16 protein-coding genes are annotated in these 14,006 nt (G+C 71.1%); 5 read left to right on the plus strand and 11 right to left on the minus strand.

From position 1 onward, the window contains the following. Positions 1-17 precede the first annotated feature (17 nt). The 10 genes from ACLBKU_RS01290 to ACLBKU_RS01335 form a co-directional block, all read right to left on the minus strand. Positions 18-1,490, minus strand: coding sequence for a UDP-N-acetylmuramoyl-L-alanyl-D-glutamate--2,6-diaminopimelate ligase (locus ACLBKU_RS01290; RefSeq protein ID WP_410177718.1), 1,473 nt, complete (start codon positions 1,488-1,490; stop codon positions 18-20). Continuing rightward, positions 1,487-3,271: a peptidoglycan D,D-transpeptidase FtsI family protein gene (locus tag ACLBKU_RS01295; RefSeq protein ID WP_410178983.1), complete on the minus strand. Its 1,785-nt coding sequence runs from the start codon at positions 3,269-3,271 to the stop codon at positions 1,487-1,489. The genes ACLBKU_RS01290 and ACLBKU_RS01295 overlap by 4 nt, the downstream gene beginning before the upstream one ends. Positions 3,272-3,273: 2 nt before the next feature. After that, complete coding sequence (locus tag ACLBKU_RS01300) at positions 3,274-3,831, minus strand: hypothetical protein (protein ID WP_410177719.1); 558 nt, start codon at positions 3,829-3,831, stop codon at positions 3,274-3,276. Beyond that, complete coding sequence (gene rsmH / locus ACLBKU_RS01305) at positions 3,828-4,781, minus strand: 16S rRNA (cytosine(1402)-N(4))-methyltransferase RsmH (protein WP_410177720.1); 954 nt, start codon at positions 4,779-4,781, stop codon at positions 3,828-3,830. Before rsmH ends, ACLBKU_RS01300 begins: the two co-directional genes overlap by 4 nt. Next, complete coding sequence (locus ACLBKU_RS01310) at positions 4,778-5,260, minus strand: division/cell wall cluster transcriptional repressor MraZ (RefSeq protein ID WP_410177721.1); 483 nt, start codon at positions 5,258-5,260, stop codon at positions 4,778-4,780. The genes rsmH and ACLBKU_RS01310 overlap by 4 nt, the downstream gene beginning before the upstream one ends. A gap of 425 nt (positions 5,261-5,685) precedes the next feature. Beyond that, complete coding sequence (locus ACLBKU_RS01315) at positions 5,686-6,471, minus strand: hypothetical protein (RefSeq protein ID WP_410177722.1); 786 nt, start codon at positions 6,469-6,471, stop codon at positions 5,686-5,688. Further along, complete coding sequence (locus ACLBKU_RS01320) at positions 6,452-6,874, minus strand: hypothetical protein (protein ID WP_410177723.1); 423 nt, start codon at positions 6,872-6,874, stop codon at positions 6,452-6,454. Before ACLBKU_RS01320 ends, ACLBKU_RS01315 begins: the two co-directional genes overlap by 20 nt. Further along, entirely contained in the window at positions 6,871-7,908 is a 1,038-nt protein-coding gene (locus tag ACLBKU_RS01325; protein ID WP_410177724.1) for a cysteine synthase A, read from the minus strand. Before ACLBKU_RS01325 ends, ACLBKU_RS01320 begins: the two co-directional genes overlap by 4 nt. A gap of 203 nt (positions 7,909-8,111) precedes the next feature. Continuing rightward, positions 8,112-8,483, minus strand: a complete 372-nt coding sequence (locus tag ACLBKU_RS01330; protein ID WP_410177725.1) for a DUF1905 domain-containing protein — start codon at positions 8,481-8,483, stop codon at positions 8,112-8,114. A gap of 31 nt (positions 8,484-8,514) precedes the next feature. After that, a complete protein-coding gene (locus ACLBKU_RS01335; protein ID WP_410177726.1) occupies positions 8,515-8,832 on the minus strand; it encodes a 2Fe-2S iron-sulfur cluster-binding protein in 318 nt (105 codons plus the stop codon). A gap of 107 nt (positions 8,833-8,939) precedes the next feature. Here ACLBKU_RS01335 and ACLBKU_RS01340 point away from each other — a divergent pair, with 107 nt between their 5' ends. From ACLBKU_RS01340 to ACLBKU_RS01350, 3 genes are all read left to right on the plus strand, one after another. Further along, positions 8,940-9,557, plus strand: a complete 618-nt coding sequence (locus ACLBKU_RS01340) for a DNA-3-methyladenine glycosylase family protein (RefSeq protein ID WP_410177727.1) — start codon at positions 8,940-8,942, stop codon at positions 9,555-9,557. Between the two features lie 282 nt (positions 9,558-9,839). Beyond that, positions 9,840-11,345, plus strand: a complete 1,506-nt coding sequence (locus ACLBKU_RS01345; protein WP_410177728.1) for a right-handed parallel beta-helix repeat-containing protein — start codon at positions 9,840-9,842, stop codon at positions 11,343-11,345. A 100-nt stretch (positions 11,346-11,445) separates the two neighbouring features. After that, complete coding sequence (locus ACLBKU_RS01350; protein WP_410177729.1) at positions 11,446-12,249, plus strand: SDR family oxidoreductase; 804 nt, start codon at positions 11,446-11,448, stop codon at positions 12,247-12,249. 81 nt (positions 12,250-12,330) lie between these two features. Here ACLBKU_RS01350 and ACLBKU_RS01355 read toward each other — a convergent pair whose 3' ends face one another. Continuing rightward, positions 12,331-12,621 carry a 4a-hydroxytetrahydrobiopterin dehydratase gene (locus ACLBKU_RS01355; RefSeq protein WP_410177730.1) on the minus strand — a complete coding sequence of 97 codons (291 nt, stop codon included), beginning with the start codon at positions 12,619-12,621 and terminating at the stop codon, positions 12,331-12,333. A gap of 63 nt (positions 12,622-12,684) precedes the next feature. Here ACLBKU_RS01355 and ccmA point away from each other — a divergent pair, with 63 nt between their 5' ends. Continuing rightward, on the plus strand, positions 12,685-13,290 hold the full coding sequence (gene ccmA / locus ACLBKU_RS01360) for a heme ABC exporter ATP-binding protein CcmA (RefSeq protein ID WP_410177731.1): 606 nt from the start codon (positions 12,685-12,687) through the stop codon (positions 13,288-13,290). Beyond that, a complete protein-coding gene (locus tag ACLBKU_RS01365; RefSeq protein WP_410177732.1) occupies positions 13,287-13,937 on the plus strand; it encodes a heme exporter protein CcmB in 651 nt (216 codons plus the stop codon). The genes ccmA and ACLBKU_RS01365 overlap by 4 nt, the downstream gene beginning before the upstream one ends. The last annotated feature ends 69 nt before the right edge of the window (positions 13,938-14,006 follow it).

The raw sequence follows: 14,006 nt of genomic DNA on the forward strand, positions 1-14,006 counted from the left end.
ATGAGCGAGCGGGGCGTTCACTTGGGGGCGCTCCCGGCGCAGTGCCGCGCCACCTCGACATCGTCGAATGCTTCGATCCGCATCGTTTCTCCAGACCCGAATATCTGACCCTGCTCGTGGCCCTTCCCCGCGATCAGCACAATGTCGCGAGGGCCGGCTTCCCCAATTGCGGCGGCGATCGCGGCGCGGCGGTCGCCGATGTCGCGCGCGTTGGCTCCGGCGCCCGCGATGACCTGCGCGCGGATGCTCGCGGGGTCCTCGGAGCGCGGATTGTCGTCGGTCACGATCACCAGATCGGCGGCGCGCGCGGCGACCGCGCCCATCTCCGGGCGCTTGCCCGCATCGCGGTCCCCGCCCGCGCCGAAGACGACGATCAGCTTGCCGCCCTCGGCCACGTGCGGGCGGAGCGCGGCAATCGCCGCCTCGAGAGCGTCGGGGGTGTGGGCATAGTCGACATAGGCCGGCGCGCCCGCCGCGTTGAGCGCCGCGCGCTCGAGGCGGCCCCGCACCGGCTGGAGGCGGGTCAGCGCGTCGAAGGTGGCGCTCGGCGAAACCCCGGTCGCCATGGCGAGCCCCGCTGCAACCAGCGCGTTGGCGGCCTGATAGGCGCCGATCAGGGGAAGGCCCACCTTCCGGGTCTCGCCTTCATGTTCGATGTGAAGAAGCTGCCCCAACTGCCCGGGTTCGCGCGCGGTCAGCCTGAGGAAGGCCCCGCCCTCGCCGACCGTCAGCACCTTGAGGCCGCGCGCCTCGGCTGCGGCGATGGCCTTCGCGGTCCACTCCGACCCGTCGCCTGCATCATGGATCACCGCCGGGCTGCCGGGCGCCACGACCTCGGTGAACAGCCGCATCTTGGCCGCGAAATAGGCCTCCATCGAGCCGTGGTAGTCGAGGTGGTCGCGGCTGAAATTGGTGAAGGCCGAAGCCGCCACCGTCAGCCCCTCGTTGCGATACTGGTCGAGACCGTGGCTCGAGGCCTCGTAGGCGACATGGGTGACGCCCTCGCGCGCAAGGCCCGCCATGTTGGCGAGGAAGGTGACGATGTCGGGGGTGGTGAGCCCGGTCGAGACGCTGCCGTCGGGCGTGGTGACGCCCAGCGTCCCGATGCTCGCCGCGCGCTCGCCCGCCATGCGCCAGATCTGGCGGGTCATCTCCACCGTGGAGGTCTTGCCGTTGGTTCCCGTCACCGCGACGATGCTCGCAGGGTAAGGCGCGAAGAAGCCCGCCGCGAGGCGCGCGAAGGCGCGGCGCGGGACCGGGTCGGCGACGTGCAGCGCGCCTTCGACTCGCGCCTCGGGCCGGGCGACGACCGCGATTGCGCCTGCCTCGATCGCCGCGGGGATGAAGTCCTCGCCGTTGACGGCGGCGCCCTGGAAGGCGCCGAACACGGTGCCGGGCGCGACCTTGCGGTGATCGATGGCGAAGCCGGTGACCGCAGCATCGCTCTCGCCCGCCAGCCCCGCGCCCCTCAGCAGCTCGCCCAACCTCATTCCGCCTCGCCCCCGCGGTCGACGAGGTAGCGCAGGTCCGAAATGTCGACGTCGCGCGTTTCGTCAGGCTGGACGCCGAGCAGCGGACCGATGCGCGGCACCAGCTTGCCGACGATCGGCGCCGAGGTGAAGGCGGCGGTGCGCTGGAAGCTCGAGGCCATCGTGCCCTTGGGCTCGTCGACCACCACCACCACGACATAGCGCGGCGCGTCCATCGGGAAGGCGGCGGCGAAGGAGGAGACCAGCGCGGTCTTGTTGTAGCCGCCCACGCCCGCCTTTTCGGCCGAGCCGGTCTTGCCGCCGACCCGGTAGCCGGGGGCGTCGGCGCTCTTGCCGGTGCCGTAGAGCGAGATCATGCGCAGCATCTGGCGCATCCGCGAGGAGGTCGATTCCTTGAACACCCGGCGCCCACGCGGCACATCGGCGGGCGCGCGCTTCATCAGCGTCGCCGGGCGCCAGATCCCGCCGTTGACCATCGCGGCATAGGCGCTCGCGAGGTGCAGCGGGGTGACCGCAAGGCCGTGGCCGAAGCCGACGGTCATGTTGGTGACGCGGCTCCACTCGCCCTTCGGCCACAGCGGCTTGCCCTTGGCGGGCAGTTCGATGAACGGACGGCGGTCCATGCCGAGGTCAATCATCGCGCGGCGCAAGCGTTCCGGGCCCATCGCGTCGGCGACCCGCGCGGTCACGGTGTTCGAGGAATAGACCAGCGCCTGCGGCACGTTGAGGACGCTGCCGTGCGAGTGCAGGTCCTTGATCGCGCGGCTGCCGACCTGCACCGGGCTCGCGTCCCAGGGCTTCGACAGGTCGCGCACCACGCCCGCGTCCATCGCCGCGGCGACGCTGATCGGCTTGAAGGTCGAGCCGAGTTCGAAGACGCCGTTGGTGGCGCGGTTGAAGACGTTGACCGGCCCGGAGGCCCCGGCGACGTTGGGATCGAAGTCGGGAAGGCTCGCCATCGCCATGACCTCGCCGGTGTCGACATCGAGAACGATGCCCGCCGCACCGATCGCGTTGGTGGCGAGCATCCCGCGCCGCAGTTCGTCCTCGAGCGCACCCTGCACGCGCACGTCGATCGACAGCGCGACCGGCTTCGTGCGCTTGTCGGGATGGCTGAGCTGCGCCTCGAGCACCTGCTCCATCCCGGTCTTGCCGCCCTCGTCTTCGACGACGTAGCCGAGCACGTGCGCGGCGAGCGAGCCCTGCGGGTAGTATCGGTCGGTCTCGCGCGGGATCTCGAGCGCGATTTCGCCCAATGCGAAGACCTTGTTGGCCTCCTCGGGAAGGATGCGGCGGCGCAGGTAGCCGGGCTTGCCCGAGGCGAGGCGCTTCGCCATCCGCGCCTCGTCGATATCGGGGAAGATCGCCTTGAGGCGCGCGGCGACCTCGGCGGGCGAATGCACCAGCGGGCTGCCGTTGTCGCCCATCGCGGAAGGCTCGAACCACAGGGCGTAGGCCGGGAAGGCGCGCGCCAGCGGGGCGCCGTTGCGATCGGTGATCTCGCCGCGCGGGGGAACCAGCGCGTCGGCGAGGCTCGCCTGCTGCGGAGCCTGCCCGCCGAAGCCGAGCACCGCGATGCGCAGGCAGGCGATCAGCGCCACCGCCGCGAAGCCGCCGATCAGCCACAGCAGCCGCACCTTGGCCGCCCACAGCAGCTGGCTGCGCAGGGTGAGGCTCGGCAGGCGCCCGGCGGGGATCACCGGCGCGGGTGCGGGGACGGCGAAGGGCGCGGCGAGCGGGGTCCGGGGCGCGGCGAAGGCGGCGGAGCGGACCGCCATCATGTTCATTCCGCGAGCCCCTTGCCGGCGAGCGGCTTGGCGACGCGCGGGGTCTCGGCCTTGGCCGGACGGATCGGCGAGGCCTCGATCAGGAAGTCGCCGAAGGCCTGGGCGAAAACCGCGGTCGCGCCCTTGTCGCCGTCCGCGGCGGCGAGCGTCACCTTGGCGCCCGACACCGGCGAGCGCATCGGCGCGTCGCCCGCGGCGACCTCACCGGCCTCGTCCTCGGCCCGCGCGAGGCGGATCGGGTTCGGCGCATCGGGCCCGCGCACCTCGCCGAGGCTCGCGAGCTGGCGCTCGCCGTCGAGGAACTGCCCGGCGCGCGGGGCGCCGTAGCCGAACTCGACCTGGTTCCACTCGGCGAGCTGGCGCTGGCTGGCGCGGGTCTCGAACTCGGTCTCGAGCAGCAGCTTCTCGCGCTTGAGCGCAATCAGCTGGCGCTCGGCGAGCAGCACCTCGCTCTTGACCGCGTGAACCTTGAAGCTGAGCACCGTGACGAGCGCGAGGCAGACCGCCAGCACGGCGGCCCAGCCCAGCGAACGGGCCTGTGAGCTGTTCATCATGCGGCGAGGCTCCTCGCAGGCGCGCCGGTGCGGACGGCATGGCGCAGGGTGGACGAACGGGCGCGGGGGTTGCGGGCGATCTCGGCCTCGGAGGGGCGGATAGCCTTGGAAACCTGCGCAAAGGTGGGCGGGGCACCGGGGATTTCCCCGGGCAGGTGGCGCGATACCGCGCGGCCCGCGCCCGAGGCGGCCTTGAGGAACTGCTTGACGATCCGGTCCTCGAGGCTGTGGAAGCTGACCACCGCGAGCACCCCACCCGGCACCAGCAGCGCCTCGGCAGCCGCGAGCCCGGCCTCGAGCTCGCCGAGCTCGTCGTTCACATGGATGCGCACCGCCTGGAAGGTGCGGGTCGCGGGGTCCTTCTTGTCGTGCGGCTTGTACCCGAGCGCGCGGCGCACCACGCGGGCGAGCTCGCCGGTGGTCGCGAGCGGGCGCGCGGCGACGATCGCGCGGGCGACGCGGCGCGACTGGCGCTCATCACCGTAGCGGTAGAGCACGTCGGCGATCGCCGCCTCGTCGGCGGTGTTGAGGAAGTCCGCCGCGCTCTCGCCCGCCTGGCTCATGCGCATGTCGAGCGGGCCGTCGCGCATGAAGGCAAAGCCGCGGTCCCCCTGGTCGAGCTGCATCGAGGAGACGCCGATGTCCATGACCACGGCATCGACCTTGGGAACGCCCATGCGGCGCAGCTCGTGATACATCATCGAGAAGCGCTGCGGGTGGAGCGACAGACGGCCGCCGTAGTCGGCCTCGTAGACCGCACCCTCCGCAATCGCGTGAGGATCGCGGTCGAAGGCATAGACCCGCGCGCCCGCCTCGAGCAGGGCGATCGAATAGCCGCCCGCGCCGAAGGTCGCATCGACGATGGTCATGCCGGGGCGCGGCTGGAGGGCAGCGACGACTTCCTCGAGCAGGACGGGAATGTGCGGAGCGCCGGAAAGTTCGGGAGTCATTCCGAAGCTCCCTTCCGCGCGGCGGCGACGAGCTTGGCGCAGCTCGCCTGCGCGCCCTTCCACTCGGGGCCCATCAGCGCAAGTTCGGCCGGGTTCCAGACGAAGAAGAAATCGCCCGCACCCTGGAAGTAGAGCCCATCGCCGACCTTGCCGAGGTCGCGCAGGTGTTCGGGCATGACGAAGCGGCCGCTCTCGTCGAAGGGGAGCTGCTCGAAGCCGAACAACTGCTGGGCGCGCACGTCGCGGTCGAAATCGTGCTGGCCTAAGCGGATCGCGCGCTCTTCCTCGCGCTCGAGCTGCTCGTGGAGCTTCTCGGTGCGCGACAGGCCGAAGCCGACGAGGCAGTCGAAGCGGTCGTGGGCGGCGAGGCACAGGACGCGGCTGCCCGAGCTCTCCTTCACCGCCTTGCGGAAGGCGGAAGGCAGGACGAAGCGACCCTTGTCGCCCGAGGGCGAGAAGGCCTGACCGCTATATCCCACAAAAGCAGACACGTGCCTGCAATCCCCTCTGACCCCTGGCGGTGCCCCTCACCGGCCCCCGCGCGAATGACGCACTCGAAATTCCCCCGGACACGCCTCCCCCGCCCCGCCCGCAGGCGCGCGGACGGTCGCGCCGACCCGGTGAGCGGCGCGCTAGACATTACAGGCATGTCTGATGGACCCCGGTCATATCGGGGAAGGCGCGGGGATGAAAGGGTTTTTTGCGGGAAAACGCGGGATAAGTGGGTAAATATATGATTTTCTTATGTTGGATGAGTTTCGTGCAAGGCGTGCACCGCATGAACTAAGTGAACCAGACGCTCCCAATTGCAGAACAAACAGGGACATTCGGGCGCGTTCCCGCGATTTCCCGTGGGGATTCGGGCCAAGCGAGTCCTGCCCTCCCGCGATTTCCCCGAAAGCGCCTACTCGACCGCCGCGCGCACCACCGCACGCAGCGCCGGGCTGCCCTCGCCGCCGATGTCGGCGTGCTCGAACAGCGCGGCGTCGGCGATCAGCGTCACCCGCCCCTTGCCGACCGGGCAGGTCGCGCCCGCGCTGCCGTGGCCGAGGCAGGCCCCGGCGAGCGCAGGGGTCACCGAGACGAGCCCCGGAAAGGCGAGCGGCACCGGGCTTCCGTCGGGAAGCGCGTCGACGCGGTGATTGCCCGCGACGCTGTCGTCCTCGGGCAGGGTGATGTCGAAGCCCCAGCGCTTCACCACCGGCGGGATCAGCGCGGGTTCGGTCGGGCGGCGCGGGTCGCCCAAGGGCAGGTCGTAGTCTCCGGTCAGCACCGGATCGAGCACCAGCAGCAGGTGCCCCCCGGCCCGCACCCAGTCGTCGAGCGCGACGTTGTCGCGCGGCGAGAGCCCGCGCGGCTGGATCACCGCGAGCCGGGTGAGACCCGCCAGCGGATCGGTCGGCGGGTCGCTCGGGGATAGGCCCGGAATGGGCGCGAGGGTGTCAAGGGGGACGAGCGCGTAGTCCTGCCCGAGCGCCTTGCCCTGCCACGGCGTCTCGACCGTCCCGGCCGCGATCGCGCCGACCTCGGCGCCGAGCGGCCAGGTGAGCGGCAGGCTGCTCATCAGCCCGAGCTTCGGCCGCTGCTCGCCCGCCCCGCCCGTGGCTGCCGCGTCGCCGGATGCCCCGTCGCAGCCCGCGAGCGCCAGCGCCGCGACCGCCGCGATCAGGCTATTGCGCCGGCGCGACATTGCCCGCGGAGCCCGGCGGCGGGGGCAGGTCGAGCGGCTTGGGGCTCGGCGAGGGGCTCGGCTCGGCGGCGATGTCGGGGACCACGCCCGCGTCCGCGAGCGGGTTGTTCTGCGCCGCCGGGGCGCCCGGCTCGGTGGTCGGCGCGGCCTCGGGCACGGCGAGCCGGTCGGTCTTGTCGGCCTGCCCGCCGATGATGCTCGCAAGGCCGACGAGCAGCACCATCGCGCCAATCCCGAACATCCCCACCTGCAGCCGCTGCACCGCCTCGCCGCGCGCGTTGACCGCGGCGGTGAGTTCCTCCTCGGCGATCTGCGGCGCGGTCGCAGCCGGATCGCCGACGCGGTGGAACAGGCTGCGCTGGTTCATCCTGAGCAGCCGCTCGCGCAGGGAGAGCCGGCTCACGCGGCGGCTCCCACGGCCGACGGCGTGCGCGCCAGCCAGTCGAACACCGGCAGGCCCTTCGCCGCGAGCCACTCGGGGTTGTAGAGCGTCGAGAGGTAGCGGAAGCCCGTGTCGCACAGGATCGTCACCACCTGCGGGTTCGCGCGGCCCTCGGCGACCAGCTGCCGGCCGAGCGCCACGGCCCCGGCGACATTGATCCCCGAGGAGAGGCCGAGGCACAGGCCCTCTTCCTTCAGGAGCCGCTCGACCCAGACAAGGCCCTCCTCGTCGGCGATGCGGAACTGGGTGTCGATCGGCGCGCCTTCGAGGTTGGCGGTGATCCGCCCCTGCCCGATCCCCTCGGCGACCGAGGAGCCTTCGGCGCGCAATTCGCCGTGGGCATAGTAGTTGTAGAGCGCAGCGCCGTGCGGGTCGGTGAGCGCGATGCGGATGGTCTCGTCGAAGGCCTTGAGGCCGAGGCCCACCCCCGCGATCGTCCCGCCGGTGCCCGCCGCGCAGGTGAAGCCGTCGATCCGACCCCCGGTCTGCTCCCAGATCTCCGGGGCCGTGCCCTCGATATGGGCGCGGCGGTTGGCGATGTTGTCGAACTGGTTGGCCCAGACCGCCCCCGGCGTCTCCTCGGCGAGGCGGCGCGAGGTGTGGACGAAATGCCCGGCGTCGGAGAACTTGGTCGGCGGCACCAGCACAAGCTCGGCGCCCAATGCCCGCAGGGTGTCCATCTTCTCCTTGGATTGGTTGTCGGGCATGACGATGATCGTCCGGTAGCCGCGCGCGTTGGCGACCAGCGCGACGCCGATCCCGGTGTTGCCCGCCGTCCCCTCGACCACCGTGCCGCCGGGCTTCAACTCGCCCCGGCTTTCGGCATCGCGGATGATCCAGAGCGCCGCGCGGTCCTTCACCGAGGCGCCGGGGTTGGCGAATTCGCACTTCCCCCAGATGTCGCAGCCCGCCTCTGCCGAGGGGCCCGCGAGGCGGACGAGCGGGGTGTTGCCGATAAGCGCGAGCGTGTCGCCGAAGGGCCGGGTGATGTTCATGGGGCAAGAGTTAGGCGCTGCGGCGGCGCGGGGCAATGATCAAGGCGAGGAGGTGTGATCCCCCCTTATCGTCATTGCGAGCCGCAGGCGAAGCAATCCATGGACCCGGCATCGCGCTCGTGACCGACGGCAGTCGATGGATTGCCGCGTCGCTACGCTCCTCGCAATGACGAAAAAACGTGCATTCTGGGCAACGGCGACAGTCACGCCAGCGCCAGCTGCGCCTCGACTTCCGCCCCCTCGGCGATCTTCTCCGCCTTGCGCACCGCGGCCTTGAGCGGCAGCAGCCAGCCGCCGTGCGCCTTGCTCGGGAACAGCGAGGTGCGCCAGGTGGTGCCGCCGATGGTCGCCGCGATCCGCACCGAGCCCCAGGCGTCGGCCTTGCTCGCGGCGGCGCGGATCGCCTGCGCGGTCTCGCCGCTCACGGTGAGGAAATACCACGAGCCCTTGGCCGGCGCGCCGTCTGCGCCCTGCCACAGCCACACGGGCCCGCGCACCGTCCACGGCCCCGCCCCGGAGCCCTCGGGCGCAACCCCCAGCTCGTCGCGCAGGAAGCGGGCGAGGTCAGCGTCCAAGTCGCAACACCCTCGGCCCCGCCCCCGGAAATCAATCTTCCGGAGCGATGGTGACGTGCAGCCCGTCGAGCTCGGCGGTGAAGGGGATCTGGCACGACAGGCGGCTGGTCGCGACGCGGTGATCGGAAGATTCGAGCAGGTCGTCCTCGTCCTCGCTCATCTTCGGCAGCTTGTCGGCGAATTCCGGGTCGACGACCACGTGGCAGGTCGCGCAGGAACAGCACCCGCCGCACAGCGCCAGCAGCTCGTCGAAGCCATTGTCGCGGATCGCTTCCATCACGGTGAGACCGTCCTCGACGGTGATCTCGCTGGTGGCGCCTTCGCGATTGGTGACGACCAGTCTGGGCATGGATCGGTGTTCCTTTTCGGCTATGGGGCGCAAGAGGCTGCGCTCGTGAGAGTGTGTGCGGGCTGCTAAGGCACTCTGGGGGCCAGTGCAAGATAAGGAAATTGCGAGTGGGATTGGCGGCCGAAAAATTGCGCGGCGATCTGGATATCCTTGCGGCGCGCGAGCCGGCGGTGGCGGCGGCGCTGGAGCGCGTGGGCTATCCCGAGCCGCGCATCCGCGACCGCGGCTTCGTCACCATGCTGCGCACCATCGTCGGCCAGCAGGTCTCGGTCGCGGCCGCCGCCTCGATGTGGCGCAAGCTCGAGGCGGAACTCGGCGAGGGCTTCACGCCCGCGTGCCTGCTGGAGCGCGACTTCGACACCTTGCGCGCCTGCGGATTGTCGCGCCAGAAACAGGGCTACGCGCGCTCGCTGTGCGAACTGGTCGCGGCGGGCGAGCTCGACTTCGCGCGGCTGCCGGAGGACGATGAGGCGGCCATCGCGCTCCTCACCCGCATCAAGGGCATCGGCCGCTGGTCGGCGGAGATCTACCTGCTCTTCGCCGAAGGCCGCCCCGACATCTGGCCCGCCGGCGACCTCGCGGTGCAGGAGGGGGTGAAGCGGCTGCTGGGGCTGGAAGAGCGCCCGGCGGAGAAGGCCACCCGCGCGCTCGCCGAGGGCTGGTCGCCGCACAGGGGGGCGATGGCGATCTTCACGTGGCATTTTTACGCGAACCCGGCGATGTGACGGTGCGGGAAGGCATGGCTGCACCGGACCGACACTGAGCCGATCAGGTTCCGGTCCGAGCTCTCCCCGGCTGCCGACTGCGCGCTCGTCGCGAGCGGCGATCGGTCTCGCAGGCATGCCGATCGAGCGTTTGACCACCGATCCCGCACTCGATACGACTGCGCCATGTCAGTCGCATCCGAGGGCAGGGACAGCGATCTTGCGCGACCGCTTCGGGGAAGGCGCCGCGCGGCGCTCGGCGCCCTGGCAATTCTCCTTATCGCCGGGCCGGCGCTGGTTGTGGTGGCACGTCTGCGCGCCCCGGACCTTGCCTTCGACAGCGTCCCGCTCGTTGCCTGCAGCACGAGCGCGCCGACGACAGGCCGGGTCTTCCATGTCGATCCGGTGCGCGGCAGCCCTGCGGGCGACGGCAGCCGCGCGCGTCCCTGGCGCGATTTCGACCACCTCGTCGCCGCGGGCCTGATCGGCGAGAGCCGCCGGAGCATCGGCCGCCTCGACCGGCTCGCGGCGGGGCTTCTCGGCCGCGCGCCGGCAGCGCGACTCCAGGCGCGTCCCGGCGCGCGGTTGCGGGCCGGCGACACCCTGCTCCTGGCGAGCGGCGACTATGGAGATGTCGACCTCTCCGGCCTCGTCAACAGCGGCTTTGTGACCATCGCCGCGGCCCCGGGAGCGACGCCGCGCCTTGCGAGCCTCGACCTTTCGGGCGCGTCCCATTTCGTCGTGCGCGGCATCGCCATCGCCGCCGCGCAGGCTTTGCCCGGGCGGAGCCATCTCGTCACCCTCCATGCGCCCGGTGCGCCGCGGGCCGACAACATCCTGCTCGAAGACCTCGCGGTCTCGTCGCTTCGCGCCATCGCCGCGACGCCGCCTGATGTCTTCGAAAAGGAGGCGCCCTCCGGCGTCATCCTCGCCGGCGATTGCGTGACCCTGAAGGACAGCCGCCTCCATGATGTCGGAACGGCGGTCAGCGTTTACCAGGCGCGGCGTGTGCTGATCGCCGGCAATGCCATCGACGGCATCGCGATCGACGGCATCCAGTTCTCGGGGCGGGACATCCTGATCCGCGGCAACGTGATCACCAACCAGTGGCCCGTCACGGGACCGCTCCACCCCGATTGCATGCAGGGCGCCGCCCCCGGTCCGAAAGCGAGGTTCGGGCCGGTCGAGATTACCGGCAACGTCTGCATCCGCGGGCTGGCCGACACCGAGAGCCGGCGCGAGGCCCGCACCGACATCTACGGCTGGCAGGGAATCTCGATCTTCGACGGGCACTGGCGCGGCGTGACGGTGCGCTGCAACCTCGTGCTCGCCGGAGCACAGCACGGCATGGCGCTCTACGGCGCCGAGGGCGCCCTGATCGAGGGCAACGTGGTGCACGGCACGGTCAAGGGGCGGGCGAGCTGGATCGCGGTCCTGCCGGCGAAGGACGGGCGGCAATCCTCGGGCGTGCTGATCGCGGGCAACCGCGCGAGCGCCTACCTCAATGGCGTAAGGGATGCCCCGGTCCCGCTCGAGACGATGATCGATGCCGTAGGGGTCAAGCGCGAGGACGGGTTCCTGCTTGCGCAGCTGCGCGGTCCGGTGACGGGGTTGACGCTCGGGAAGGGCAATGTCTGGCGGACGCCAGAGGCACCGCGCGCGCCGCTCGGGCGCGATCCGCGCTTCGTCTGGGAGGCGGGCATCCCCAGCCTTCATCCGCGCGATGCCGCCGAGGCGCTGCGGCTCCACCCGCTTCCGGCGTCCTGTGCCGGCAGCCCCGCGACAGGCGGGCCGGGCGCGGCGGGATGAGGCCCGCTGCCCCGGCAGGGCCGCAGCGCGACAAGGTTGCTGACAGGCCTGTCAGTGCGCACTAGACGGGTTGCAAACAGCAATTCGAGGGGATCACACAGTGGCACAGCGCTCCATCTTCATCACCGGCGGCGGCTCGGGCATCGGGCGCGCGACGGCGTTGCACTTCGCCGCCAAGGGCTGGTTCGTGGGGGTCGCCGACATCAACGAGGCCGGGATGGCCGAGACGCTCGCGCTGATCGAGGGCGGCGCGAAATGGCAGGGCCGGCTCGACGTGCGCGATCGCAAGGGCTGGGACGAGGCGCTCGCCGCCTTCGCCTCCGCCGCGGGCGGGCGGATCGACGCGCTGGTCAACAATGCCGGGATCGGCACCGGGGGATCGCTGTCCGAGCTCGACCCCGAGGAGATCGATCGCTGCCTCGACATCAATCTGAAGGGCGTGCTCTACGGCGCGCAGGCGGTCTATCCCTACCTCAAGGCGAGCGCACCGGGCTCGGCCCTGGTCAACATGGCGAGCGCCGCCGGGATCGCCGGATCGGGCGGGATGAGCGTCTATTGCGCCACCAAGTTCGGGGTGCGCGCGGTGACCGAAAGCCTCGATGCCGAATGGGCGCCCGATGGCATCACCGTCGCCTCGGTGTGCCCCTCCTTCATCGACACCCCGCTGCTCGCCGGCACGGGCAACCGCAAGTCGAACGAGACAATCCGCCAGCGGGTGACCGCAGCGGGGCTCGAGATCACCCCCGTCAGCCACGTCGCGCAGGCGGTGTGGGAGGCGGTGCACGGCACGAAGCTCGACTATTTCGTGGGCGAGACGAGCAAGCGCATGGCCTTCGCCAAGCGCTGGATGCCGGGGCGGGTGAGGAAGCAGCTCAGGAACAGCCTGCGGCCGCTGGGGCAGTAAGCCCGCACTCGCTCATCCCGAGCTTGTCGAAGGATGCGGTAACAGGCCCTTCGACAAGCTCGGGGCGAGTGGGACCAAGTGCTAAAGAAGCCCGTCCATCGCCGCCGCCATCCGCGCATCGCGCGCCGACAGGCCGCCCGCATCATGCGTGGTCAGCGTCACCTCGACCCGGTTGTAGACGTTGAACCACTCGGGGTGGTGGTCCTGCACCTCGGCCAGCAAGGCGACGCGGCTCATGAAGCCCCAGGCCTCGGAGAAATCCTTGAAGCGGAAGGTGCGCGCGATCGCCTTGCCCTCGCGCGTAAGGGTCCATTCCGAGTGGGCGGCGAGCAGCGCGGCGGTCTGGTCGGGGGTGAGTTCGGGAACGGACATGGGGAGGCTCCGGGTGAGGGGTCGCTTGTTTAGGCGAGGCCTTTTCCCTAACGCGGGCAGGCAATGCAAGCCTCGCCGCCCCTGCTCGCCGCCGAGAACCTCGCCTGCCGCCGCGGCGAGCGGCTGCTGTTCCGGCGGCTGACTTTCGCGCTCCGGCCGGGCGAGGCGGCCCACGTGACCGGCGCGAACGGCGCGGGCAAGACGACGCTGATCCGCGCTCTCTCCGGTCTGACGCGGCCCTATGCGGGCGAGGTCCGGCGCGAGGGCGCTCTCGCCCTCCTCGACGAGCGCAGCGGGCTCGATCCCGACCTGCCGCTGGGCCGTGCGCTCGCCTTCTGGTTCGGCTGCGACCGCGCGGAGGGCGCACCCGCGATCATGGCGCGCCTCAGGCTCGACACGCTCGCCGAGGTGCCGGTGCGCTACCTCTCGACCGGGCAGAGGAAGCGCGCCGCGCTCGCCCGGGTGCTGGGGCAGTCTGCCCAAATCTGGCTGCTCGACGAGCCTCTGTCGGGCCTCGATACGGCCTCGCAGGCGCTGGTGAGCGACCTCGTCCGCGACCATTGCGAGGTCGGCGGGATCGCGCTGATCGCCTCGCACCAGCCGCTCGATGTCCCCGGCATGACGCGCTTCGCCATCGAGGATTTCGCCCCGGTGGGAGAGGAGGCGTGATCGCGGCCATCCTCCGCCGCGACCTCGCGCAGTTCTTCCCCTTCACCGGGAGCGGGGCGGCGCTGCCCACGGTGTTCTTCGTCGCGGTGGCGATGCTCTTCCCCTTCGCGGTCGGCCCCGACGCCAACCTCCTCGCGAGGACAGGCGGCGGGGTGGTGTGGATCGCCGCGCTTCTGGCCGCGATCCTGCCCTTGGAAAAGCTGGTGGCGCGCGACATCGACCTCGGGTTTTTCGACCAGCTGCGCCTGCGCGGCCTTGCCGAGGAGGCGATGATGGCCGTCCGCCTCCTCGCCCACTGGCTGAGCTTCGGCCCGCCCCTCCTGCTCGCGACCTTCCCCGCCGCCGCGCTCCTCAAGATCGAGGGCGAGACCTTCCGCCTGCTGCTGCTCGGGCTCGTCGCGGGCACGCCGGGCCTTGCCGCCATCGGGTTGATGATCGCCGCCCTCACCGCATCGCTGCGGGCAGGCGCGGCGCTCTCCGGCCTGATGCTGATCCCGCTGGCGCTGCCCATCCTGATTTTCGGCGCGGGAGCACTGGCCCGCCAGGACGCCGCAAGCCTCGGCTTCGTCGGCGCGATCAGCCTGGCGCTGGTGGCCGTCGCGCCGTTTGCGGCGGGGGCAGCGATCCGGGCGGCGCGGGAGGGTTAGGCTCCCTTCCTCGTCATTGCGAGCGAAGCGAAGCAATCCATGGCCGGGAGGTCGCAATCAGATGCAACG

This window comes from Erythrobacter sp. NE805, assembly GCF_046452355.1.
GTDB lineage: Bacteria > Pseudomonadota > Alphaproteobacteria > Sphingomonadales > Sphingomonadaceae > Erythrobacter.